Below are 24,051 nucleotides of genomic sequence, written 5' to 3' on the forward strand. Positions count from 1 at the left end.
AGGCAGCCCTCGCCGAGCGGGTGGACCGCATCGTCGTGGGGCTCGGGGGCAGCAGCACCAACGACGCCGGCGCCGGGCTGCTCGCAGCCCTCGGCGCCGGCGAGGCACACGAGCTGGCACGCGGCGGCCTGGCCCTGGCAGAGATCTCGGACGGCGCCCTGCCGGGCCTGGCCGAGGCGCGCGCACGCTTCCGCGACGTCGAGCTCGTCCTCGCGACCGACGTCGAGTCGCCGCTGCTCGGGCTCCAGGGCGCCAGTGCCGTGTTCAGCCCGCAGAAGGGCGCATCGCCGGAGGTGGCCCAGGCGCTGGAGGGGGCTCTCGGACGGTTCGTCGAGGTCGTGCGCCGCACCGTTCCCGAGCAGACCGAGCTGCTGACCGGCGGGCCCAGACGGCTCGACAAGACCCCCGGCGCCGGTGCGGCCGGCGGGCTCGGCTACGCCCTGCTGCTGCTCGGTGGCACCCGGGTCAGCGGGGTCGGGGAGGTCCTCGAGGTCGTCGGCCTGCGCGACCTCCTCCGGGCGGCCGACCTGGTGGTCACGGGGGAGGGGTGCTTCGACTGGCAGAGCCTCCAGGGCAAGGTCGTGGCAGGGGTCGCCGGCCTGGCGCTCGAGACGGCCACGCCGAGCGTCGTCATCGCCGGGCAGGCCCTCGTCGGGCGGCGGGAGGCCATGACCCTGGGGTTGTCAGGGAGCTATGCGGTGGCCGACACACCCGCCCAGGTCGAGGCCGCGATGACCGATCCGGTGGGCACGCTGGCGGCGCGAACCGCCCGGGTGGCGGCCACCTGGTCCCCTCCCGCCTGAGCACGACGTACAGTGGTGGGGCGCGGGGAACATTTCGCGCGAACCGTGGGTTGGCACAGGTGGCCGACCTCCACCGACATGAAGGACGCATCATCATGAGTGTTCAGGACCAGACCGCTGCGGCGACCACCGTCGACGCCACCGAGGCGCCCGCCGAGGCCACGCACGGCGTGCTCCTCACTGATGTCGCGGCCGCCAAGGTCAAGTCCCTGCTCGAGCAGGAGGGTCGCGACGACCTGCGCCTGCGCGTCGGAGTCCAGCCCGGCGGCTGCTCCGGCCTCATCTACCAGCTCTACTTCGACGAGCGCACCCTCGACGGTGACCTCGTGCGCGACTTCGACGGTGTCGAGGTCGTCGTCGACCGGATGAGCGCCCCCTACCTCGAGAACGCGAGCATCGACTTCGCCGACACGATCGAGAAGCAGGGCTTCACCATCGACAACCCGAACGCCGGCAGCTCCTGCGCCTGCGGCGACTCCTTCAGCTGAGCCGCGCCACGCAGCAGGGGACCCACCGCATTGGAACGAGGCTTGCAGGACTTTCCTGCAGGCCTCGTTCCCTTTGGGTGCGAGACCTGCGGGTGGGTCTGCGCGGCTATCGGTACTCCGGGTTGGGGTAGTCGAACCGCGCGCCGGCGTCCCACTCGGTGCGCTGGTTGCCTCCGACGGGGAAGCCTCCGGCGGCCTTGAGCAGGGCCGCCAGGTGCATGAGGTTCCACGTCATGAACGTCGTGTTGCGCTGGGTGAACTCGTTCTCCGGTCCTCCGCTGCCCGGGTCCAGGTAGGAGGGGCCCGGTCCCGCCTCGCCGATCCATCCGGCGTCGGCCCCCGGAGGGATCGCGTACCCGATGTGCTGCAGGCTGTAGAGGATGTTGGACGAGCAGTGCTTGATGCCGTCCTCGTTGCCGGTGATGATGGCGCCGCCGACCTTGCCGTAGTAGATGTACTGACCGGCCGCGTTCGTCATCGACGAGCCCGCGTAGAGCCGCTCGATGACCTGCTTGGTGATGCTCGAGTTGTCGCCGAGCCAGATCGGCCCGGCGATCACGAGGATGTCGGAGTCGATGATCCGGGCGAACAGCGTGGGCCACTCGTCGCGCTCCCAGCCGTGCTCGGTCATGTCGAGGTAGACACCCGTGGCCAGGTCGTGGTCGACCGCCCGGACCAGCTCGACGTCCACCCCGTGCTTGCGCATGATGGCCGCGCTGAGGTCGACGAGGGCCTGGGTGTTGCTGGGCTCGGGGGAGCGCTTGAGGGTGCAGTTCACGAAGGTGGCGCGCAGGCCGGTGAAGTCGAAGGCGCCCAGGTCGGGTTCGGTCATGGCCCGACTGTGCCCCCTGTGGTCGGTCGAGGCAATGGTCATTCGGCGGATGCACCGTGCTGCGCGCGCTGCGGCCCGACGCAGCAGGTAGGTTTTCGCAGGTGCAGATAGCCATCACCGGTTCCATCGCCACCGACCACCTGATGACCTTCAAGGGCAGGTTCCGCGACAGCCTCGTCGTGGAGCAGCTCGACAAGGTCTCGCTGTCGTTCCTCGCGGACGACCTCGAGGTCCGTCGGGGCGGGGTGGCCGCGAACATCGCGTTCGGCATGGCCAACCTGGGCCAGCGACCGATCCTCGTCGGGGCGGTGGGTGAGGACTTCGCCGACTACCGCAGCTGGCTCGAGCGGCACGGGGTCGACTGCCACTCGGTCCACGTCTCCGAGTCGAAGCACACGGCCCGCTTCGTCTGCACGACCGACGAGGACATGGCCCAGATCGCCACCTTCTACGCCGGGGCGATGAGTGAGGCGCGGGCCATCGAGCTCGACCCCATCGCGCAGCGCGTGGGTGGGCTCGACCTCGTGCTGATCGGTGCGAACGACCCGGAGGCGATGCTGCGCCACACGCGCGAGTGCCGCTCGCGCGGCATACCGTTCGCTGCCGACCCGAGCCAGCAGCTCGCCTTCGCCGACGGCGAGACCATCCGCCAGCTCATCGACGGCGCCGACCTCCTGCTCACCAACGAGTACGAGGCAGCGCTGACCGAGCAGAAGACCGGCTGGGGAGCCGACGAGATCGCCGACCGCGTGCAGACCAGGGTGATCACGCGCGGCAAGGACGGCGTCTCCATCGAGCGCAAGGGCGAGGAGACGATCGAGGTCTCGGTGGCCCGGGAGGTGCGGCGGGCCGACCCCACGGGGGTGGGTGACGCCTTCCGTGCCGGGTTCCTCACCGGTCTCGCGGCAGACCTCGGGCTGGAGCACTCCGCCCAGCTCGGCTCGATGCTGGCCACCTACGTCATCGAGACGGTGGGCACGCAGGAGTACACCCTGGGCAAGGCGAGCTTTCTCCAGCGGCTCGCCGACGCGTACGGGCAGAGCTCGGCCGACGCGATCGAGCCCCACATCACCTGCATCGCGCCCTAGGACCAGGTGCACCGGTGACGACCGAGCCGGTCGAACCCCTGCCCACCAGCTGGGTCTTCGACCTCAGCGAGGTGGACGACGGCGAGGACATGGTCGCCGTCGGGGGAGACCTGCGGGCCGGCACGCTCATCGAGGCCTACCGCAGTGGCGTCTTCCCGATGGGGTTGGGGGAGCTCGGTGCCCGTCCGCTCGGGTGGTGGTCGCCGGACCCGCGCGGGGTGCTGCTCCCGGGCGGAGTCCACGCCAGCCGTTCGCTCCGGAAGTCGTTGCGGCACTTCGAGATGCGTGTCGACACGGTCTTCCGCGAGGTGGTCGAGGCGTGCGCCGACCCCGGTCGTGACGGCCGGTGGATCACCGACGAGATCATCGACGCCTACACCGAGCTGCACGCCCTGGGGTGGGCGCACAGCATCGAGACGTGGCAGGACGGCCACCTCGTGGGGGGCCTCTACGGCCTCAACGTCGGTGGCCTGTTCGCCGGGGAGTCGATGTTCCACCGGGTCACCGACGCGTCCAAGGCCGCGGTCGTCGCCACCGCGGGTTACGTCTTCGCCGACGGTGACCCCCGCCGCCTGATCGACGTGCAGTGGGCGACCGACCACCTGCGCAGCCTCGGGGTCGTGACGGTGTCCCGCCGCGACTACCTCGAGCGCCTGGGCCAGGCGATCCAGCTCGAACCGCCGACGTTCTCCGCCTGAGGCGTCGCGGCTCACCGCCGGCTGGCCTCAGCCCAGGCGCACCCGGTATGCCGCGTGCGCACCGTCCGTCGCGACCTCACCGAGGTACTCGTGCTGCCGCATCCGGCACCACGCGGGGATGTCGGCCCGGGCCGCGGGGTCGGTGGCCCACACCTCGACGACGGTGCCGACCGGGGAGTCGCGGGCAACCCGCGCGAGGGAGATCACCGGTAGCGGACAGCGCTGGCCGCGCGCGTCGACGACGACGGGATCGCCTCCCGACTGGGCGTGGGCCGGCGCTCTGCTCACAGGCGGCGGGCCCCCAGCTCGGTCCGCACCGACTCGACGACCTCGCCGATCACGGCGCAGAAGGCGTCCACCTGCGCAGCACGGTCCGGCGCCACGGCGGCGAAGGGGAGGGTGACGCGCACGTTCCCGTGGGTCAGGGCTCCCATGGCAGCCAGGACGTGGCTCGGTTCGAGCGTGCTGGCCGTGCACGCGGAGCCTGACCCCACGGCGAAGCCCCTGCGGTCGAACTCCCGCACCAGCGCCTCACCATCCGCGTAGAGGGCCGAGAAGGTCACCACGTGGGGGAGCCGTCCCACGGGGTCGCCCACGACGTCGACGTCCGCGACCGTCGCGGCGGCGCGACGGATGCGGTCGACCAGGGCGAAGGCCTCGGCGCGCTCCCGCTCCGCCTCGGCGGCCGTCTGCTGCCACGCCTCGGCGGCGGCCAGGGCAAGGGGCACCCACGGGGTGTGCCGGCTGGGTCCGCTCAGGGCGACGTCGGGGTCGGCGGGACCGGGCAACAGCCAGCGCGTGCGTTCAGGGACCACCACGAGCCCCAGGCCGCCCGGGCCGCCCCAGGACGTGGCGTCGCCGGCCAGGACGTCGTAGGAGCTGGGGGAGGAGGTCCTCCCGAGCGACGACTGGGCATCGACCCCCAGGGGCACACCGGCCGACCGGCAGGCCTCGTGCGCCCGGTCGAGGGGCTGGATCGTGCCCACCTCGCCGTTGGCGTGCTGGAGGAGGGCGGCCACCGTCCCCGCGGCGGCCACGGCGCGCGACCACGCATCGAGGTCGACCCTCCCGGCGCGGTCGACGGCCACGGCCTCGAACGCGGTCGGGTCCTGCGCGGCGTCGGCTGCGTGGCGACCGGGCACGAGGACGGCGGAGTGCTCGACGGCCGAGGCGACCACGCGGGCGCCGCGACGCCTCGCGGCATACCGGAGTCCCTCGGTCATCCAGCGCACCGCACTGGGTCCGTCGGGCGCGAAGGCGACCTCGGACGGGCTGACCGCCAGGCCTGCTGCGAGCACCTCGCGGGCCTGGTCGAGCAGCCGCCGGGCGGTTCGACCCTCGCGGTGCAGCCGTCGCGGGTCGGCCCATCCGGCCTCGACCGCGGCGAGCAGCGTCTCCCTCGCTCGGGGGTGCACGGCACCGGGCGCTGCGTCGAGGACGGCGCGCTCGAGGCGGGGGCCGAAATCGCTGTCAGGAGCGTCGTCCGGGGAGGGGTTCGCCACACCTCGACGTTAGCCCCACCCTGACCGGACGGGACGCACCGGCTGGAGTAGGGTTTGGCGCGATGGCCCATCACTGTCTCGAAGAAGGTGCACCGTTGCGTCAGCACGACGTCTCTGCGCCGCGCCCACAGCGGCGGCGGACTGCTCAGAGGAGAACGACCACGGCTCTCGGGCTGTCGCTCGTCGCCCTCGCCCTCTCCGGCTGCGCCGGGCGCGTCCAGGACGGCTTCCTGCCCCGCGCCGTGACCCAGGGGGGTGAACGCGTCACCTCCCTCTGGAACGGCGCCTGGATCGCTGCCCTCATCGTCGGGGTCATCGTCTGGGGCCTGATCGGCTGGTGCGTGGTGGCCTACCGCCGCAAGAAGGACGACACCACCCTCCCGGTGCAGCTGCGCTACAACGTGCCGATGGAGATCCTCTACACGATCGTCCCGGTCTTCATGATCGCCGTGCTCTTCTACTACACCGCGCGTGACGAGGCCGCCCTGCTCGACACCTCGAAGCACCCTGACGTCGTCGTCAACGTGGTGGGCAAGAAGTGGAGCTGGGACTTCAACTACGTCAACGAGCAGACCTACGAGAGCGGCACCCAGGCCGAGCTCACGGGGGAGCCGGGCGCCGAGAAGAACCTCCCGACCCTCTACCTGCCGGTGAACAAGCGCACCGAGTTCGTGCTGACCTCGCGCGACGTCATCCACTCCTTCTGGGTGCCGGCGTTCCTGCAGAAGCTCGACATGATCCCGGGCCGGGTCAACAAGTTCCAGGTCTTCCCGACCGAGACCGGTGACTTCAAGGGCAAGTGCGCCGAGCTGTGCGGCGCCTACCACTCGCAGATGCTCTTCAACGTCAAGGTCGTCGACCAGCAGACCTACGACGCCCACATCGCCGACCTCAAGGCCCAGGGCAACAACGGTCAGCTCGACAACACCCTCAACCCCGAGAAGGTCATGAACGAGGACCAGCACCTCATCCCGAGCGCAGGGAGCAACTGATGGCAGCGGCAACCGAGTCGACGGCCGGGACCTACTACCGGTCCACCGGGGCCACCGCGACCCGTCGGCTCACCAAGGGCCAGACGGTCGTGAAGTGGGCCTCGACCACCGACCACAAGGTCATCGGCAACCTCTACTTCATCACCTCGTTCATCTTCTTCATGTTCGGTGGCGTGCTCGCGCTCCTGATCCGTGCCGAGCTGTTCAAGCCGGGACTGCAGGTCGTGGACAACCCCGACCAGTTCAACCAGCTGTTCACCATGCACGGCACGATCATGCTGCTGCTCTTCGCCACCCCCTTGTTCGCCGGGTTCGCGAACGCGCTCATGCCGATCCAGATCGGCGCCCCTGACGTCGCCTTCCCGCGGCTCAACATGTTCGCCTACTGGCTGTACCTCTTCGGTGGCCTGATCGCCTCCGCCGGCTTCCTCACCCCGTCGGGTGCGGCCTCGTTCGGCTGGTTCGCCTACTCGCCGCTGTCCGACGCCTCCAACAGCCCCGGCCTCGGCGGTGACCTGTGGGTCTTCGGCCTGGCGCTCGGTGGCTTCGGCACCATCCTCGGTGCGGTCAACTTCATCACCACGATCATCTGCATGCGCGCCCCCGGCATGACGATGTTCCGGATGCCGATCTTCACCTGGACGATCCTCATCACCAGCCTGCTCGTGCTGATGGCGTTCCCGGTGCTGGCCTCCGCCCTGCTGGCCCTGGGTGCCGACCGCAAGTTCGGGGCCCACGTCTTCGACCCCGACAACGGCGGTCCGATGCTGTGGCAGCACCTGTTCTGGTTCTTCGGCCACCCCGAGGTCTACATCATCGCGCTGCCGTTCTTCGGGATCATCTCCGAGATCCTCCCGGTGTTCTCGCGCAAGCCGATCTTCGGCTACAAGACGCTGGTCTTCGCGACCATCGGCATCGCGGCCCTGTCGGTCACCGTCTGGGCCCACCACATGTACGCGACCGGCCAGGTCCTCCTGCCGTTCTTCGCGGTCATGACGATGCTCATCGCCGTGCCGACGGGCGTGAAGTTCTTCAACTGGATCGGCACGATGTGGGGCGGCAAGCTGTCCTTCGAGACGCCGATGCTCTGGGCGATCGGCTTCCTCGTCACCTTCCTGTTCGGTGGCCTGACCGGCATCATCCTGTCCAGCCCGGCCCTCGACTTCCACCTGTCCGACAGTTACTTCGTGGTGGCGCACTTCCACTACGTGGTGTTCGGCACCGTGGTCTTCGCGATGTTCGCGGGCTTCTACTTCTGGTGGCCCAAGTTCACCGGCCGGATGCTCGACGAGACCCTGGGCAAGATCCACTTCTGGATGCTCTTCATCGGCTTCCACACGACCTTCCTCATCCAGCACGTGCTCGGCGTGGACGGTATGCCGCGTCGCTACGCCGACTACCTGCCGGAGGACGGCTTCACCTGGATGAACCAGGTATCCACCTTCGGGGCGTTCCTGCTGGGTGCCTCCACGCTCCCGTTCCTCTACAACGTCTGGAAGACCTGGCGCACCGCGCCGCTGGTCGAGACCGACGACCCGTGGGGCTACGGCGCGTCGCTGGAGTGGGCCACCTCGTGCCCGCCGCCGCGGCACAACTTCGACACCATCCCGCGGATCCGGTCCGAGCGTCCGGCCTTCGACCTGCACCACCCCGAGGCGGCCCCGCTCTCGGGCGTGCACGCCGACCCCGACACCCTCACCCGGATCATGGCCGAGACCCGCACGGGCGAAGAGCACGTCACGGGTGAGTACGACCACGACAAGCACCCGCGGTACCACGAGGAGCGTGACTGACCCGTGAAGATCGAGTACAAGCTCTTCGTCATCCTGGCTGCCTTCTTCGCCCCCGTCGGCCTCGCCTACGGCCTCGCCACGCACTGGAGGGAGCCGGTCGGCCCCGCCGGGCTGTTCCTCTCCGCCGGTTTGGGCGCGATGATCGCGTTCTACCTCTGGGCGACGGCGCGACGGCTGCCCGAGCGCCCTGAGGACAACCCGGGTGGCGAGATCTCCGAGCAGGAGGGTGAGTACGGCTTCTTCAGCCCGCACTCCTGGTGGCCCCTGCCCCTCGCCGGCGCAGCGGCGCTCTGCTTCCTCGGCCTGGCCGTCGGGTGGTGGCTGTTCATCATCGGGGCTGCCTTCGGTGTGGTCGCCCTGGTGGGCTGGACCTTCGAGTACTTCAAGGGCCCGCACGCCGTCTGAGCACGGTCCTGGCTCGGCGGCCGGGCGTGACCCTCGAGGACACGCCCGGCCGTTTCGCGTCCCGGCCCGGGTGACGTCGGCCTCGCCGTCCTCGTCCGGGGGCCGAGTGCAGCCGGATCCGGCCGGTGGCGTGCTCTCGCTGCGGGACGGGACCGGATGCGCTGGTTTGCGTCGCGTCAGGGGCATCGCCGTCGAGCAGGTAGACTGGACCTCGGTCCGCGCAGGGGCGGGCCGTCGGGTTCTTTTCAGGGGCTCGGGCTCAGGGGGCCTGGCGCGGAAACGTGATCGCCCGGCCAGACACAGTTGCATAGCCAACCATTCAGGCCTGTCCGGCGTCTGTCGGGGTGACGGCCATCGTCGGGCGGTTCCATCGGTCGAGGCCGAGGACGCGACACGCTTCAGTTCAGGCACAGGGCGCCACGACGGCGCAGAGCACAGGAGTACACGTGGTGGGTAGGACTCGAGGGGCACGACTTGCCGTGGCCGCGACCGTGGTCGCAGCGCTGGCGTTGTTGGGCGGCTGCTCCGGCAGCGTCAACAGCCCGGCGACCGACAACGTCGCCGGCTCCAGCTCCTCCTCCACGTCGTCCTCGTCATCGGCGACAGCCACGCCGGCCGAGCTGACCATCACCCCGGCCGAGGGCGCCACGGATGTCCTGCCCACCGAGCCGGTGGTCGTCGCGGCCACATCCGGCACGATCGGTGCCGTCACGGTGACCGACGCCAAGGGCCGCACGGTGCCCGGCGAGCTCGCCAGCGACGGCACCTGGACCTCGAGCGGTCGGCTCGCGCCCAGCGCCTCCTACACGGTGAGCGCGACCGCCACCGGCGAGGACGGCACCCCGAGCACCACCACCTCCACCTTCCAGACCCTCACGCCCAAGGTCACCGCGACCTACGGCATCCTCAACTCCGGGGAGACCGTGGGCGTGGGTATGCCGGCGAGCATCCAGTTCGACTCCCCGGTGACCACCCGGGCGCTGCGCGCCGAGGTCGAGAAGCGGGTCAAGGTCACCACCTCGCCCAAGCAGGACGGCGCCTGGGGTTGGCTCGACAACCGCCAGCTCATGTGGCGTCCCGCGACCTACTGGCAGCCCGGTACCAAGGTCACCGTCAGCGCACCGCTGACGGGTGTCCAGACCGGCGAGGGCAAGTGGATCGCCAACGACGACAGCGCGAGCTTCACGGTGGGTTCCGCGATGATCTCCACCGTCGACATCAAACGCCACATCATGACCGTCACCCGCAACGGCGCGGTGCTCAAGACGATCCCGATCAGCGCCGGTCGACCCGGGCCCCAGACCGAGACCCGGTCGGGCATCAAGGTGATCATCCGCAAGGAGGGCACCGTCGTGATGGACTCCACGTCCATCGGGATCAAGAAGGGTCAGCCCGGCTACTACAAGATCACCACGCAGTCGGCCATGCGCGTCACCTGGACCGGTGAGTACCTCCACTCGGCTCCCTGGTCGGTCGGCTCCCAAGGCACCGCCAACGTCAGCCATGGCTGCGTCAACATGTCACCGGCCAACGCGGCCTGGATGTATGCCCAGTCCAAGGCGGGCGACATCGTGAAGTTCACCGGCTCCTCGCGGGTGTTCCAGCCCGCCGAGGGCATCGGAGTCTGGCAGTACACCTTCGCCGGCTGGAAGGCGCAGAGCGCCCTCGCCTGACCTGGCCGGCCTGGCCAGCACCACCGGTGCCGTGTCCCGTGACCGGGGCACGGCACCGCTGCGTGGAGCCCACTCCTGGCGGGGGGTCAGCCCCAGCCGAGGTCGTGCAGTCGGGCGTCGTCGATCCCGAAGTGGTGGGCGATCTCGTGCACCACCGTCACCGCGATCTCGTCGAGCAGGTCCTCGCGGTCCTCGCACATCCGGCTGAGCGGGCCACGGAAGATGGTGATCCGGTCGGGAAGGGCGCCCGCCCAGGCGTCGCCGCGCTCGGTGAGGGGAGTGCCGTCGTAGATGCCCAGGAGGTCCGGGTCGTCCGCGGGTGGCTCGTCCTCGACGAAGAAGACGACGTTGTCGAGCAGGTTCATCAGCTCCTGCGGCACGGCATCGAGGGCGTCACCGACCGCCTCCTCGAACTCCACCGCATCCATCTCGACCACGGCGCAAGCCTGCCATGCCTGCGCCGACGCGCGGTGTGCCGCTGTGGACGACGTATGCCGCCCGCTCGCGACCCGCGCTCGACGCGGGGGGTGAGCGGACGGCGGCATACGTCGTCATGGGGGCTCAGCGAGCCCCATGCACGGCCCGCGGGGCGCTTCGGGGCGCCCGCGGGGCTGCTGCGTTGCCTCAGGGGCGCTTGGGAGGCTCCCTGCGGGCGCTCTCGAGGGCGGGGCGGGACTCGTCGGCGGCGGCGATCTCACCGATGGACTCGTGCTCGTGGCCGTCGTGGTGGGCGGCGGCGAGCTCGGCCGGGGTCACCGGGTTGATCGTGTCGGTGAAGTAGAACCGCGACAGCGCCGAGCGGACCTTGTCCTTGCGCGCGGTGGGGGAGGCCACCCCGTGCTCGTCGGTCGCCGCCTCGAGGGTGAGCACCTCGTGGGGGTCGTGCTGGACGAGGTTCCAGCGGGTGAACTCGTCGAGCGGCTCGTGCTGCTCGAAGAACTTCCCGTCGATGGTGCGGATGATGCGCCCGGTCTCGCGACCGTGCAGCACCAGGTCGCGGTCCTTGCGCTGCAGCGACAGGCAGATCCGCTTGGTCACCCAGAAGGCGATCGGGGGAGCGATGAAGAAGGCCGCCCGCAGGATGTGCGTGATGTCGTTGATCGACAGGTGCAGCTTGATCGCCATCAGGTCGTTGCCGGCGGCGAACATGAGCACGCCGTAGGCCGTCAGCCCCGCCATGCCCAGACCGGTGCGGGTGGGGTTGTTGCGCGGCCGGTCGAGCAGGTGGTGCTCGCGGTCGTCGCCGGTGGCCCACTTCTCGAGGAACGGGTAGATGGCCATCAGCCCGTACATCACGGGGATCAGGAGGATGGCGCCGATCATGACGTTGAACGAGAAGGTGAACCCGAAGGCGGTGAACTCCAGCCAACCGGGCAGCAGCCGCAGCGCGCCGTCGGCGAAGCCCATGTACCAGTCAGGCTGGGAGCCGGCGGTGACCGGGGACGGGTCGTAGGGTCCGTAGGCCCAGATCGGGTTGATGGTCACCAGGCCCGAGATGAGGGAGATGACACCGAAGACGATGAAGAAGAAGCCACCGGCCTTGGCGGCGTAGACCGGCATGACCGGGAAGCCGACGACGTTGTCGTTGGTGCGGCCCGGCCCGGGGAACTGGGTGTGCTTGTGCACGAAGACCAGCCCGATGTGCGCGGTGAACAGGCCGACCAGGATCGCCGGGAGCAGCAGGACGTGGACCGAGAACAGGCGGGGGATGATCGCCTCGCCGGGGAACGGTCCGTCGAAGAGCGCGAACGACATGTAGGACCCGAGCACGGGCACCGAGCGCATGAAGCCCTCGGCGGCGCGCAGGCCGGTGCCCGACAGCAGGTCGTCAGGCAGGGAGTAGCCGGCGAAGCCCTCGATCAGGGCCAGCATCGACAGGATGCAGCCGATCACCCAGTTGATCTCGCGCGGCTTGCGGAAGGCGCCCGTGAAGAAGACCCGCAGCATGTGCACCGAGAGCGCGACGATGAACATCAGCGCGGCCCAGTGGTGGATCTGGCGGATGAGCAGGCCACCACGGATGTCGAAGGAGATGTCCACCGTGGAGCGGAACGCCTCGGACATGGTGATGCCACGCAGCGGCAGGTAGGAACCGTCGTAGACGACCTGGCCGGCGCTCGGGACGAACCAGAACGTGAGGAACGTGCCCGACAGCAGGCAGATGATCATCGAGTACATGGCGACTTCGCCGAGCATGAAGGACCAGTGGTCGGGGAAGACCTTCTTCATGAGGTAGCCGACCGGCTTGGCCGCACCGGTGCGGTCGTCGAGCCAGCCGGCAACTCCACCGACGGCCTTCAGGCCGGGGGCGGTGGGCGCCTCCGACTCGACGTCGTCCTTGCGCAGGCGAGCGATGGGGTCGGCTGACCCGGTGCGTCCGTTGCTGCTCATGCGGAACCACGCTCCCAGAAACTCGGGCCGACAGCCTCACGGAACGGGGCGTCGGCCACCAGGTAACCCTCGGAATCGACGGTGATCTTCAGCTGCGGCAAGGGGCGGTGCGCCGGCCCGAAGATGACCTTGCAGTCCTGCGTCACGTCGAACGTCGACTGGTGGCAGGGACACAGCAGGTGGTGTGTCTGCTGCTCGTAGAGACCCACGGGGCAACCCACGTGGGTGCAGATCTTGGAGTAGGCGACGATGCCCTCGTGACCCCAGTCGCGCTCCTTCTGGGGCTTGATGTCGTCGGGGTTGAGGCGCATCAGCAGTACGGCCGCCTTGGCCTTGTCCTCCAGGACGTGCTCGGAGTCCTTGATGGACTCGGGGAGCACGTGGAAGACCGAGCCGATGGTGACCTGGTCGGCGCGGATCGGCGTGCGCTCGGGGTCGCGGACCAGCCGGTCGCCCTTCTTCCACATCGTCGTGGACAGCTGGTCCTTCGGGAGCGGACCGAGCCCGCCGATGAGGGGGAGCAGGATCGCGATCGGCGGCAGTGCGAGCGCGCCGGCGAGCGAGAACTTGATGAGGGGGCGACGCCCGAGCTGGGACTTCTCGCCGCCCTCCATGAGGTTGGTGACGACCCGCTGGCGGTCCTCGTCCTTGGCGCGCTGGGGGTGGCGCTCCTCGACCATCTCGGTGTCGGGCATGAGGGTCTTGGCCCAGTGCACCGCGCCGACCCCGCAGCCGAGCAGGGCCAGCGCCATCGTCACGCCGAGGGCGACGTTGTAGATGCTGGCGTTGCCGATGCCGGGGATGAAGCCGGACTGGTCGCGGTCGATCGCGAAGAAGGCGACGACGAACAGCACGGTCGCCAGGCTCGAGAGCCCGAACAGCGCCGCAACCTGCTTCTCGGCGCGCTTGGCGGCCTTCTCGTCGAGGTCGGCCATGCGGGCGACGTGCGGCGGGAGGCCGGGGTTCTCGAACCGGGCCGGCAGGCCGCCGGTGCCCTCGACGTGGCCCTGGTCGAGGCGGACCGCGGTGGCGCCGTAGCCGTCGCCGGTGCCGACGACCTCGCCCTGCGGCGTGTCGTGTTCGCTCATCGTGTCGTCGATCCTGTCGAGTCGCGGTGGTCAGATCCAGTGTCGCTGGTGGGAGCGGCTGTGGCCAGCGATGGTGACGTACCCATCACGCAGCCTTCCTGCCGAGCCAGACGGCGAAGCCCACCATGATGCCGAGCCCGAAGATCCAGACGAACAGCCCCTCGGACACCGGCCCGAGGTTGCCCAGCGCCATACCCCCGACGTTTTCCTGCTTGTCGACGGCGTGGAGGTAGGCGACGATGTCGTTCTTGGCGTCGGGGGAGATGTTGTCGTCGCTGAAGACGGGCATCGACTGGGGCCCGGACACCATGGCCTCGTAGATGTGCTTGCCCTCGACGTTGCGCAGGGAGGGGGCGTACTTGCCCCTCGTCAGCGCACCGCCGGAGCCGGCGAAGTTGTGGCACATGGCGCAGTTGACGCGGAAGAGCTCGGCGCCGAGGGCGACGTCGCCACCCTTGCCGCTGGTGTACTCCGCGTCGGGCACGGCCGGGCCGGGAGCCAGCGACGCGACGTAGGCGGCCACGGCGGAGATCTCGTCCTGGGAGAACCGGACCTCGCTGTTGCGGGGGGCCTGGACGTTCGGGGCGGCCATCGGCATGCGCCCGGTGCCCATCTGGAAGTCCACGGCGGCGGCGCCGACACCCGGGAGGGCGGGGCCGGCCTTGGTGCCCTGGGCCTGCAGGCCGTGGCACGTCGCGCAGTTGGCGAGGAAGAGCTTCTTGCCCTGCTCGACCGAGCTGGCCGCGGCGGTGGCGGCGTCGGCCTGCTTGGGCGCGAAGGCCGAGTAGGCGACCCCGGTCAGGATCAGGCCCAGGAGCAGGAGCAGGGCGATCGCGGCCGGGTGTCGGCGGCGGGCGGCCAAGGCGTTCACGGTGCGGTCCTGTCGACGGAGGTGGGCAGGGCTGGATGGATGGGCTGCAGCGGTGGGTGGGCCATGGGGCTGGTCACTTCAGCAGGTAGATCGTCGCGAACAGCGCGATCCACACCACGTCGACGAAGTGCCAGTAGTACGACGTCACCACCGCGCCCGCGGCCTGCGCGTGGCTGTAGTGACGCGTCGTGAAGGTGCGTCCGATGATGAGCAGGAACGCGAGCAGGCCACCGGTCACGTGCATCGCGTGGAACCCGGTGGTGAGGTAGAAGACCGAGCCGTACGCGCTGGACGAGAGGGTGATGTTCTCGTGCACGAGCTCGGAGTACTCGAGCACCTGGCCCGACACGAAGATCGCGCCGAAGATGTAGGTCAGGACGTACCACTCGCGCATGCCCCAGCTCTTGAGCGACAGGACGCTGGCGTCACCGCGGTGCGGCTTGCCGTGCTCTGCCGCGTGGACACCGAGCTGGCACCACACCGACGAGATCACGAGGATGATCGTATTGACGGTGGCGAACGGGACGTTGAGCACGTCCGTCGACTTGTCCCACAGCTTCGGCTCGACCGAGCGGATCGTGAAGTACATCGCGAAGAGCCCCGCGAAGAACATCAGCTCGCTGGAGAGCCAGACGATGGTGCCGACCGACACCATGTTGGGTCGGGACACGGGCCCGTGGCCGGGGATGCTGCCGGCCGAGCGAGCGGGTTCAGAGGTCACTGGGGATGCGGTCGCCACGTGCGCCAGATTAGCCACATTCCCAGCGCGGCACACCGTCGACCCCCCGATGGGTGCGTGACCGTGCCGAATCGCCGCACCGGTAGCATCAGCGGCATGACCGCTTCGCACGCGACCGCCGCCGACGTCCCGACCTCGTCGGGGTCCCAAGCAGGGTCTCGGACCCACCAGATCTCGGTGCTCCTGTACAGCGACGACAGGACCACGCGGGACTCCGTCCGAGTCACGGTCGGCCGTCGCCCGGCCCGTGACGTGGAGGTCACCTCCTGGCGGGAGTGCGCGACGGCGGCGGCCGTGATCGAGGCCGTCGAGAACGGCTCCTTCGACGTCCTCATCCTCGACGGCGAGGCTGCCCCGATGGGAGGGCTCGGCCTCTGCCGCCAGCTGAAGAGCGAGATCTTCGGCTGCCCGCCGGTCCTCGTGCTGACCGGTCGCCCGCAGGACGGCTGGCTGGCCACGTGGTCGCTCGCCGACCTGGCCGTCCCCCACCCGCTCGACCCGATCGCGCTGGCCTCGGCCGTGGCCGAGCTGGGTCGCGGCGGGCGTCCCAGCGCCTCCTGAGCCGGTGACCGCACGCGAGCCGGCCGGTCACACCTGGCCGGACCTGCTCACGCTGCTCATGGCGCGTGAGCACCTGAGCACCGACCAGGCCGCCTGGGCGATGAACGAGATCATGGCCGGCGACGCCTCCCCGATCCAGGTGGCCGGCTTCCTCGTCGCGCTGCGGTCCAAGGGTGAGACGGTCGAGGAGCTGCGTGGCCTGGCCGACGTCATGCTCGCGCACGCCAACCAGATCGACGTGCCGGGGCCGAGCCTCGACATCGTCGGAACCGGCGCCGACCGGTCCAACACGGTCAACATCTCCACGATGGCCTCGGTCGTCATCGCGGCCAGCGGCGTGAAGGTGGTCAAGCACGGCAACCGGGCCGCCTCCTCCGCGTCCGGGTCAGCCGATGTGCTCGAGGCCCTCGGCGTCAACCTCACGCTCACCCCGGCGCAGGTCGCCGAGGTGGCAGCCGAGGCCGGCATCACCTTCTGCTTCGCGCAGGCGTTCCACCCCGCCATGCGGCATGCCGCCGCCGCCCGGAGCGGGCTGGGCGTCGGCACGGCCTTCAACGTCCTCGGGCCGTTGACCAACCCGGCCCGGCCGACCTACGCCGCAGTGGGGGTCGCCGACCCGCGGATGGCTCCGCTGATCGCCGGTGTCTTCGCCGGACGCGGCACCGACGCGGTGGTCTTCCGCGGCGACGACGGGCTCGACGAGCTCACCCTCAGCACGACCTCGAGCGTGTGGTGGGTGCGCGACGGAGCCCTCACCCAGCGGGTCCTCGACCCCCGCGACGTCGGGCTCGAGCGGCAGCCCGTCGAGTCGCTGCGTGGCGCCGACGCCGCCCACAACGCCCAGGTCGCGCGCGACCTCTTCGCCGGCCAGCGCGGTGCGGTGCGCGACGCGGTCGTGCTCAACGCGGGGATGGCGCTGGCGCTGGCCGGTCGGGACCTCCCGGGTGGCGCGGAGCCGGCCGGGCACGACGCCACGGACGCCGCGTTCGCGGCCTGCGTTCGCGTGGGCATGGACCGCGCGGAGGAGGCCCTCGACTCGGGTGCAGCTGCCGCGCGGCTCGAGCAGTGGGCGGCCGCGACGCAGCGCCCGGCGTCTGCCTGACGCTTCCCGCCGACCCCCGGACGCCGACCCCCGGACGCCGACCCACGGTGCCGACCCACGGTGCCGGTCAGCGACCCGGGTTCTGCGCCTCCTGCGCGGCGACCCGCAGGATCGCGGCCACGGAGCGGTCGACGTCCTGCTCGGTCGTCGACCAGTTCGAGACCGAGACCCGCATCAGCCGGCGTCCGCGCCAGGTCGTGGCGCCGAGCCAGCAGGTCCCTTCGCGTTGCACCCCTTCCACGACCCGGTCGGTGTGCTCGTCGCTGCCGAAGCCGACGAGCACCTGGTTCAGCACGACGTCGTTGACGATCTCTGCACCACCGGCCTCGAGCCCGTCGGCGAACCGCTGGGCCAGCGTGCAGCAACGCTCGACGAGGTCGGCCATCCCGTCCCGTCCCAACTCGCGCAGCGCCGCCCATACGGCGAAACCCCTTGCCCTCCTTGAGGATTCGGGCACCAGGTCGCCGAGCGAAGGGGTTGGACCACCTTGACCGGTGAGGTATGCCGCGGTGTAGGACAGCGACCCCGCGTGAACCTGCTCGTGGGCGCAGATCGCGAAGCCGCAGTCGTAGGGCACGTTGAGCCACTTGTGCCCGTCGCACGACCACGAGTCCGCGAGCTCCACCCCGTCGACCAGGTGCGCCCGGGCAGGGCTCGCGCCGGCCCAGAGGCCGAACGCGCCATCGACGTGCACCCAGGCGCCGTGCCTGCGGGCGACGGCGCAGGCGGCCCGCAGGTCGTCGCACGCTCCGGTGTTCACGTTGCCGGACTGGAGGCACACGATCGTCGGCCCCGGCTCGGACCGGGCCAGCACGGCCGCCAGGTCTGCCACGTCGATGGCTCCGTTGGCGTCGGTCGCCACCCCCTCCACGACCGCCGTCCCGAACCCGATCAGTCGCAGCGCCCGGTCGATCGTGGCGTGGCGTTCCACACTCGCCACCACCCGCACGCGGGGAGCGCCGAGGAGGCCGTCCCGCTCGACGTCCCAGCCCACTGTGGCGAGGACGTGGTGTCGGGCGGTCGCGAGGCTGACGGTGTTGGCCCCCTGCGCCCCGGTCACGAACCCGACCGTGGCGTCGACGGGCAGGCCGAGCAGGTCCTTCAGCCACCCCCCGGCGAGGTCCTCGGCCACCGCCGCGGCGGGGGAGAGGGTCGCGTTGAAGGCGCACTGGTCCCAGCCGACCGCGACCATGTCGGCCGCGCTCGCGGCAGGCAGCGCACCCCCGATGACGAACCCGAAGAAGCGCGGTCCCGGAGTGCCCACGAGACCCGGGCCGAAGGAGTCGACCAGCTCCTCGAGAACTTCGCTGGCCGGGGTGGGTCGGCTGCGCAGGTGGTGGTCGACGGAGTCGCGGAGGGCGGCTGCGGAGACCTTGGCCGGGACAGCTCCCTGCACGAGCGCCGCGCGGTGGTCGGCTGCCACGTGGGCAGCCCGGTCGAACAAGGTGGTGAGGTCGTCCATGACGAGAAGGTACGCCGCCCGCCCCCGAAGCTTCCCCACTTCTGGCCATCCATCGCGCGGGTTGGTCCCGTTTCGGTGCGCGGCTGCCGCACCGGTGGCCAGAAGTGGGGAGGAAAGGGTCAGGACATGGAGGCCAACCAGCTCACGGCCTGCCGGGCGTCGGCCCGGCGTTGTTCGTACCGTGCGCCGACGGCCAGCAGGAGCACCCCGAGCGACCCGAGGGTGAGGTAGCGGGGCAGGAGCACCGCATACGGGAGCAGCTGGGAGAGGGTGACGACGGCGGCGGCGACCGCCCCCAGCACCACGAGGGCCTGCCAGCGGCGCAGCGCCCCGACGACCAGCACGGCGACGGCTGCGGTGACCGTGAGGAGCGGGCGGGCGAGCCCGTCATCGGCCACGGAGAGCAGCGTGGACGGCACGAGGGCCACAGCCAGACCCGGTCCGGCGGTGAGCCATGAGCGGTCGCGGAGCTCGCCGTGCGACCAGAGCCCGGCGGCCAGCAGCAACGCTGCCAACGGCAGGGTCCACGCCTCCAGGGTGGTCACGTCGGCATCCCAGAGCTCCACCCACACCGCCGCCGTCAGGGCGGTCACCCCGACGGAGACCACGGCACGCCGGTGCGGCAGGGCGGCATACGCGACAGCCACGAGCCCGTATGCCGCGGCGGTCACGCAGGCGGCGTGCGGCCAGGCCCGGTCGACCGCCACTGTGACGGCTGTGGCGGCGACGAGCACCGACGCACCGCCGAGGACGACCTCCTCGGGCCGGTACCGCCGCCAGTGGGCCAGGGCGGCCAGCGCCAAGGCTGCCGCCACGACCAGGACCCACTGGGTCCGGGGGCCGATCAACCCACCACCCAGCCACAGGGCCCACACGCAGGCGGCGGAGGTCGTGCCGCTGGCCACGGCGCGCAGGGGCAGGCGCAGGACGGCGGCGGCGGCCTCCGCGAGGGCGATGACTAGGAGGACCGCGATCACGACGCCATCACCCAGGCCCGCCTCGAGCGCCGCGGCCAGGGCTCCGACCACGGTGACGTGGCCGACGACGGCGAGGGGCAGCTCCTCGGGTGCGAGCCGGCGGGCCAGCGCCAGCGCGACGCAGGCACCACCGGCGGCTGCCGTCGCGAGCACCGCGGCGGTGTCGGAGAACATCGAGCCCGCGAGGGCGCAGGCCCCGACGGTGGCGACTGCAGCTACGGCGCTGGCAGCAGACCGCCAGGTCGGTCGGTGCACTGCCGCCGTCGCGGCCACCAGCGCCGCCGCGGTGAGGGCGATGGTCGTCGCTGGCCGGGACGCCTCGATGGCGCAGACGAACACGAGCACGCCCAGCGCCGCGCCAGCCTGGGCCTCGACCCACCCGGTCCCGACCGAGGTCGTCCGTGGGCGGGCGACCACCAGGCCGGTGCCGACCACTGCTGCGAGGACGGCGAGGACGGCCGACCAGAACGCGCCGAGCTGCAGGGCCAGGCCGAGCACGGCGGTGGGTCCGGCCACCGTCGCGACGACGGCCACCACCCCGAGCGCTCGCCAGTCGCCGCTCAATGGGCGTGCGGTCCAGTCCGTGCGGACGGCAGCCCGGCTGCCGAGGCGGGTGGCGCGGGTCGCGACGACCCGGCGCACCGTGAACGCCCCCGCCACGGACACGGTCACGAGCAGCGCCACGCTGACCAGACCGTCGGTGGTGAGCCCGTGGACGACCGGGGCGTCGGCCCCCAGGACGGTGGGCGCCGACAGCGCCGTCACTCCGGCACCCACGGCGCCAGCGGCCGCGGCGGCGGCTGAGAAGGCCGTCCACGCGGCCGCCGGACCGGTGGCCGCGCGGCGGGTCAGGCCGAAGGACGCCGGCACCACCAGGTGCAGGATCCCGAACAGCACCGCACCCAGCAGCGCGAGTGCCGCCACCGCGCCGGCGCCATCCGCGAAGGCCACGACACCTGCCCAGCCGAGCGACGCGGCGGTCAGCGAGAGCAGCGCGAACCCCGCGACCCTGCGGTCGCTGCGGTGCAGCGCGGCAAGCACGATGGCAGCGAGCATCCCGGTGACGGCGGCGTAGGCGCGTCCGTCGAGCGAGTCGAGGCCGGCCAGCCCGAGACGGCGCGCAGCGGTCACGTCGAGCAGGAGCAGGCCACCCGACACGAGCGCCAACGCCTCGGCGCTGCTCGGCAGGCGGCGTCGAGACAGCAGCAGCGAGGCCACCGTCGCGGCGACGGTGAAGCCACCCATGACCAGCATCTGGCCGACGATGCCGATGACGAACCACGCGATCGCCAGCGCGATCGACCCGGCCACCAGCACCAGGAGGACCCCGATCGCCAGCAGGGTCTGCTGCGTCGTCCACGTGCGGCGGGCGGTGGCCGGTCGGTGGGTGCCCGTGGGCGGGCCGTCCGGTGGGGTCTGCCCAGACAGTGCGGGCGCCACCGGGAGGGGACCTGCTGCCCTCTCGGCGGCCGGGCCCGGATCGGTGGGCGGGAGAGGGCCCGGGGCGGTGGGGGCCTGCGCGCGCAACGCCGCGATCAGCGCCGTGCGCTCGCGCTGCAAGGTCGCCAGGTGCTGGTCGACCTGCCAGAGGCGCAGGGCGTTCGGTCCGGTGAGGGGGAGGTGGCAGCCCGGGCACGACGTCGGTGACTCCGGCAGGAAACGACTGCAGGCGGGGCAGGGGATGGGCGACATCGGTCCTCCTGAGGGGCAGGCGCAGCAGCGCTCGGTGGGACGAGTCTGCAGGTCAGAAGGGGTGTCGCGGATGCGCGTTGCTACTCAGATCGACCGTCCGGCCGAGGACGTGGTGAGCCCGTGGGCGACGGGTCAGTCGCCGTCGAGGCCGAGGCTGAAGGCGGCCTCGAGGTCGTGCGTGGAGTAGGTGCGGAACGCGATGTGGGTGTTGGTGCCCGTCACGCCCTCCACCTTGTTGAGGCGGTCGGCGATCACGTCGTTGAGCTGCTCGTGCTCGCGGACCCGGATCATCGCGATGAGGTCGGCGTCGCCGGCCACCGAGTAGACCTCGGAGACGCCCTCCAGCTCGGCGATGGCCTGGGCCACCTCGGGGATGCGGTCGACCTTGGCGTTGATGAGCACGATGGCGGAGATCACGAGCCCACTGTATCGGCGCCCTCCCGGGTTGCACCGGCGGTCTTGGCCCAAACCGGGCGGGTTGCCGCCACTCTTGCCCCATCATGGCGGGATGGGGTTGGTGGCGACACTGGCGGGACAGCGACGGCGTCCACGCGGGCTGCCCCTTGCGCTCGGGGTGGGACTGCTGGGCTCTGCGGCCGTCGTGGCCTGGACCTTCGCCCGGCCGCAGGCGCTGCCCGCCGGCCCGCTGCTGGTCGTGCCCACGACGCTGCTCCTCCTCGCGGGTCAGGTGGGTGTGGCAGTCAGACTGCGAGCGACCGGTGGCGCCCGCCGGGGTGCCCTGGTCCCCTTGGTGGCCAAGGCCTTCGCCTCGGCGCGTGGCGCGGTGCTGGCCCTGACTGCGCTGGCAGGGCTGCTGGCGGCGTGGTCGGGGCTGCGGCTGGCCCCTGGCGGGACACCCGCGGCGGCGAGACCGGGGTGTCCCTATCCGCTGGTGTCCCGAGGGCACGTCCTGTGTGTGGGTCCCGAGCACTACCGGCTCGCGGGTCTCGGGGCGCAGCGGTTCGCCGCCGGCGTCGTGATCCTGCTCCTGGCGGTCGACCTGGCCGTGGCCGTCGCGGCGCCCCTGCGCACCGCCGAGCGCTGACCTGGACGACACCGCCCGCGGATGGCGCGTCAGGAGGCCGCGACGAAGCCCGCCACCGCGTGACGGGCCACCACCTGCGGCTCCAGCTCGGCCCGTGCACCACCGGCCCCGCCGACCGGGCAGGTCCACTCACCATCGAGGTGGACGATCCGCACCCCCGGTGACTCCAGCCAGCGCAGGATCTTCTCGGTCTCCTCGGGGATGGCCGCCGGCGAGGGCCACGGCGCCGGGAGGACCACTTCGGCGCTGGTGCGGACCGCGTCGACGTAGGGCATCGGGTCAGCCCCGCGGGGCGACACGGTGCTGGCAGCGAGGCGGCCGTGCCGGACCACGATGACCTCCCAGCCACCGGCCGTGGCCGAGCGGGCAGCCACGATCTCGCGGCTTGCCGCCAAGGGGGCGATGCGCTGGGCCCGCGCCATGCCGCGGACCAGGGCGAGCATCCGGTCGCGCAACGTGCCGGCGTCCTCGAACCGCTCCTGGTCGGCCAACGACCCCATCCGCGTGCGGAGCGCGGTCACCACTTCACGGGAGTCGCCCGCCAGGGCGTGCACGGCGTCGTCCACGACCGCGGCATACTCCTCGACGCTCTGGGCGCCGGTGCACGGTGCACCGCAGCGACCCATGTCAGCAAGGACGCAGGACCCCACCGGACGGGCTGGCGACAGGCGCTGGACGCACTGGCGCAGGGGGATGACCTCGTGGACCGCCGCCACGGCCGCCTCGGCCGAGCTGCGGCTGCCGAACGGCCCGATGTAGCGCGCGCCGTCGGCCCGGACCTCGCGGACGATGGAGAGCCGCGGGAACGCCTCGACGGTCAGCTTGACCCAGGTGGCCCGCTCGGGGGTCTTGGACCGCCGGTTGTAGCGGGGTTTGTGCTCGGCGATGAGGCGCAGCTCGCGCACCTCGGCCTCGAGGGTGGTGGCGCAGACGACCGGGGTGACCGACTCTGCCAGCCGCACCATCTCGGCCATCCGGGTGCGTTGCTCCGACGCGGTGAAGTAGCTGCGGACCCTGGTGCGGATGTTGATCGAGGTGCCGACGTAGAGGACCCGACCCCCGCCGTCCTTGAAGAGGTAGACCCCCGGCTGGTCGGGCAGCCCGTCGGCCAGCCAGCGCTTGCGGCGCTGGGCGGGGCTGACCCGCGAGGTGTAGCTCGCGAGCTCCTCGAGGGTGTGCACCCCGAGGCTGCCCACCCGGCCGATCAGGGCGTGGAGCACGTCGACGGTCGCCTGGGCGTCGTGCAGGGCGCGGTGGTCGGGGGTGGTGGCGGCCCCGAACAGGGCGGCGAGCGTGGAGAGCTTGTGGTTGCGGGCCTCGTCGCGGGTGACGAGCTGACGGGCCAGGTGCACGGTGTCGAGCACCGTGTGCCGCGGCCACTCGATGCCCTGGTCGCGGGCTGCCATCTTGAGGAAGCCGATGTCGAACCCGGCGTTGTGGGCGACCAGCACGGCGCCGCGGGCGAACTCGAGGAACGCGGGGAGCGCGGCCTCGATGCGCGGGGCGTCGGCGACCATGGCGGTGGTGATGCCGGTCAGCGACTGGATGAAGGCCGGGATCGGCAGGTGGGGGTTGACGAGGGTCTGGAACTCGCCGAGCACCTCGCCGCCACGGACCTTGACCGCGCCGATCTCGGTGATGGCCGAGTCGGCCGGGCTGCCACCGGTGGTCTCGAGGTCGACGACGACGAAGGTGACCTCGGCCAAGGGGGTGCCCAGGTCGTCGAAGGTGCCCTGCACCATCTGGTCGCCGGCCGTCTGCATGGACCCGACGGTAGGCCGGTGGTGTGACAGCCCGTGGCAGGCGCGCCTGCGCCGCAGTGGGTTCCGTCGCCCGGCCGCCTCGTCGA

At 71.2% G+C, this 24,051-nt stretch carries 23 protein-coding genes; 11 read left to right on the forward strand and 12 right to left on the reverse strand.

Annotation, left to right across the window (positions count from 1 at the left end):
• A partial coding sequence (locus AC1DX8_RS10970) for a glycerate kinase (protein ID WP_477629962.1) occupies positions 1–803 on the forward strand: 803 nt, incomplete at its 5' end.
• A gap of 95 nt (positions 804–898) precedes the next feature.
• Positions 899–1,291, forward strand: a complete 393-nt coding sequence (locus AC1DX8_RS10975) for a HesB/IscA family protein (protein WP_056920736.1) — start codon at positions 899–901, stop codon at positions 1,289–1,291.
• Between the two features lie 106 nt (positions 1,292–1,397).
• On the opposite strand, the gene AC1DX8_RS10980 is transcribed toward AC1DX8_RS10975, so the two are convergent.
• Positions 1,398–2,123, reverse strand: coding sequence for a flavodoxin family protein (locus tag AC1DX8_RS10980; RefSeq protein ID WP_477629963.1), 726 nt, complete (start codon positions 2,121–2,123; stop codon positions 1,398–1,400).
• Between the two features lie 101 nt (positions 2,124–2,224).
• On the opposite strand from AC1DX8_RS10980, the gene AC1DX8_RS10985 reads away from it, so the two are divergent.
• Both AC1DX8_RS10985 and aat read left to right on the forward strand, forming a co-directional pair.
• Positions 2,225–3,211: a carbohydrate kinase family protein gene (locus AC1DX8_RS10985; protein ID WP_477629964.1), complete on the forward strand. Its 987-nt coding sequence runs from the start codon at positions 2,225–2,227 to the stop codon at positions 3,209–3,211.
• 14 nt (positions 3,212–3,225) lie between these two features.
• The gene (aat, locus tag AC1DX8_RS10990) at positions 3,226–3,909 is read left to right on the forward strand and encodes a leucyl/phenylalanyl-tRNA--protein transferase (RefSeq protein WP_477629965.1); all 684 of its coding nucleotides are present in this window, start codon (positions 3,226–3,228) and stop codon (positions 3,907–3,909) included.
• A 27-nt stretch (positions 3,910–3,936) separates the two neighbouring features.
• On the opposite strand, the gene AC1DX8_RS10995 is transcribed toward aat, so the two are convergent.
• Complete coding sequence (locus AC1DX8_RS10995; RefSeq protein ID WP_477629966.1) at positions 3,937–4,197, reverse strand: sulfurtransferase TusA family protein; 261 nt, start codon at positions 4,195–4,197, stop codon at positions 3,937–3,939.
• Positions 4,194–5,411: an aminotransferase class V-fold PLP-dependent enzyme gene (locus AC1DX8_RS11000; RefSeq protein WP_477629967.1), complete on the reverse strand. Its 1,218-nt coding sequence runs from the start codon at positions 5,409–5,411 to the stop codon at positions 4,194–4,196. Before AC1DX8_RS11000 ends, AC1DX8_RS10995 begins: the two co-directional genes overlap by 4 nt.
• Positions 5,412–5,473: 62 nt before the next feature.
• On the opposite strand from AC1DX8_RS11000, the gene ctaC reads away from it, so the two are divergent.
• The 4 genes from ctaC to AC1DX8_RS11020 all read left to right on the forward strand — a co-directional run bounded on the left by ctaC (position 5,474) and on the right by AC1DX8_RS11020 (position 10,274).
• The gene (gene ctaC / locus AC1DX8_RS11005; RefSeq protein ID WP_477629968.1) at positions 5,474–6,403 is read left to right on the forward strand and encodes an aa3-type cytochrome oxidase subunit II; all 930 of its coding nucleotides are present in this window, start codon (positions 5,474–5,476) and stop codon (positions 6,401–6,403) included.
• The gene (ctaD, locus tag AC1DX8_RS11010; protein ID WP_477629969.1) at positions 6,403–8,196 is read left to right on the forward strand and encodes an aa3-type cytochrome oxidase subunit I; all 1,794 of its coding nucleotides are present in this window, start codon (positions 6,403–6,405) and stop codon (positions 8,194–8,196) included. Before ctaC ends, ctaD begins: the two co-directional genes overlap by 1 nt.
• A 3-nt stretch (positions 8,197–8,199) precedes the next feature.
• On the forward strand, positions 8,200–8,601 hold the full coding sequence (locus tag AC1DX8_RS11015; protein WP_477629970.1) for a cytochrome c oxidase subunit 4: 402 nt from the start codon (positions 8,200–8,202) through the stop codon (positions 8,599–8,601).
• 479 nt (positions 8,602–9,080) lie between these two features.
• Positions 9,081–10,274, forward strand: coding sequence for a L,D-transpeptidase (locus AC1DX8_RS11020; protein ID WP_477629971.1), 1,194 nt, complete (start codon positions 9,081–9,083; stop codon positions 10,272–10,274).
• An 86-nt stretch (positions 10,275–10,360) separates the two neighbouring features.
• Here the strand turns inward: AC1DX8_RS11020 and AC1DX8_RS11025 are convergent, their stop codons facing one another.
• From AC1DX8_RS11025 to ctaE, 5 genes are all read right to left on the reverse strand, one after another.
• Positions 10,361–10,702, reverse strand: coding sequence for a metallopeptidase family protein (locus tag AC1DX8_RS11025; RefSeq protein ID WP_477630068.1), 342 nt, complete (start codon positions 10,700–10,702; stop codon positions 10,361–10,363).
• Positions 10,703–10,898: 196 nt separating this feature from the next.
• Entirely contained in the window at positions 10,899–12,665 is a 1,767-nt protein-coding gene (gene qcrB, locus AC1DX8_RS11030; protein ID WP_477629972.1) for a cytochrome bc1 complex cytochrome b subunit, read from the reverse strand.
• The gene (qcrA, locus tag AC1DX8_RS11035; RefSeq protein ID WP_477629973.1) at positions 12,662–13,753 is read right to left on the reverse strand and encodes a cytochrome bc1 complex Rieske iron-sulfur subunit; all 1,092 of its coding nucleotides are present in this window, start codon (positions 13,751–13,753) and stop codon (positions 12,662–12,664) included. The genes qcrB and qcrA overlap by 4 nt, the downstream gene beginning before the upstream one ends.
• Positions 13,754–13,838: 85 nt before the next feature.
• Positions 13,839–14,624 (reverse strand): cytochrome bc1 complex diheme cytochrome c subunit, encoded by a 786-nt coding sequence (gene qcrC / locus AC1DX8_RS11040; protein WP_477629974.1) that lies wholly within the window; start codon positions 14,622–14,624, stop codon positions 13,839–13,841.
• A gap of 73 nt (positions 14,625–14,697) precedes the next feature.
• A complete protein-coding gene (ctaE, locus tag AC1DX8_RS11045) occupies positions 14,698–15,345 on the reverse strand; it encodes an aa3-type cytochrome oxidase subunit III (protein ID WP_477629975.1) in 648 nt (215 codons plus the stop codon).
• A 114-nt stretch (positions 15,346–15,459) separates the two neighbouring features.
• On the opposite strand from ctaE, the gene AC1DX8_RS11050 reads away from it, so the two are divergent.
• Together AC1DX8_RS11050 and trpD are read left to right on the forward strand one after the other, a co-directional pair.
• The gene (locus AC1DX8_RS11050) at positions 15,460–15,924 is read left to right on the forward strand and encodes a response regulator (protein WP_477629976.1); all 465 of its coding nucleotides are present in this window, start codon (positions 15,460–15,462) and stop codon (positions 15,922–15,924) included.
• Positions 15,925–15,928: 4 nt separating this feature from the next.
• Positions 15,929–17,026, forward strand: a complete 1,098-nt coding sequence (gene trpD, locus AC1DX8_RS11055; protein WP_477629977.1) for an anthranilate phosphoribosyltransferase — start codon at positions 15,929–15,931, stop codon at positions 17,024–17,026.
• Between the two features lie 67 nt (positions 17,027–17,093).
• Here the strand turns inward: trpD and AC1DX8_RS11060 are convergent, their stop codons facing one another.
• From AC1DX8_RS11060 to AC1DX8_RS11070, 3 genes are all read right to left on the reverse strand, one after another.
• Positions 17,094–18,488, reverse strand: a complete 1,395-nt coding sequence (locus AC1DX8_RS11060) for a pyridoxal phosphate-dependent decarboxylase family protein (RefSeq protein WP_477629978.1) — start codon at positions 18,486–18,488, stop codon at positions 17,094–17,096.
• A gap of 119 nt (positions 18,489–18,607) precedes the next feature.
• On the reverse strand, positions 18,608–21,157 hold the full coding sequence (locus AC1DX8_RS11065; protein WP_477629979.1) for an SCO7613 C-terminal domain-containing membrane protein: 2,550 nt from the start codon (positions 21,155–21,157) through the stop codon (positions 18,608–18,610).
• 132 nt (positions 21,158–21,289) lie between these two features.
• Positions 21,290–21,574 carry an Lrp/AsnC family transcriptional regulator gene (locus tag AC1DX8_RS11070; RefSeq protein ID WP_056920752.1) on the reverse strand — a complete coding sequence of 95 codons (285 nt, stop codon included), beginning with the start codon at positions 21,572–21,574 and terminating at the stop codon, positions 21,290–21,292.
• Between the two features lie 100 nt (positions 21,575–21,674).
• Here AC1DX8_RS11070 and AC1DX8_RS11075 point away from each other — a divergent pair, with 100 nt between their 5' ends.
• Complete coding sequence (locus tag AC1DX8_RS11075) at positions 21,675–22,202, forward strand: hypothetical protein (RefSeq protein WP_477629980.1); 528 nt, start codon at positions 21,675–21,677, stop codon at positions 22,200–22,202.
• A 29-nt stretch (positions 22,203–22,231) separates the two neighbouring features.
• On the opposite strand, the gene AC1DX8_RS11080 is transcribed toward AC1DX8_RS11075, so the two are convergent.
• Positions 22,232–23,965, reverse strand: a complete 1,734-nt coding sequence (locus AC1DX8_RS11080) for a DEDD exonuclease domain-containing protein (RefSeq protein WP_477629981.1) — start codon at positions 23,963–23,965, stop codon at positions 22,232–22,234.
• Between the last annotated feature and the right edge of the window lie 86 nt (positions 23,966–24,051).

This window comes from Pedococcus sp. P2_A3 (assembly GCF_056405035.1).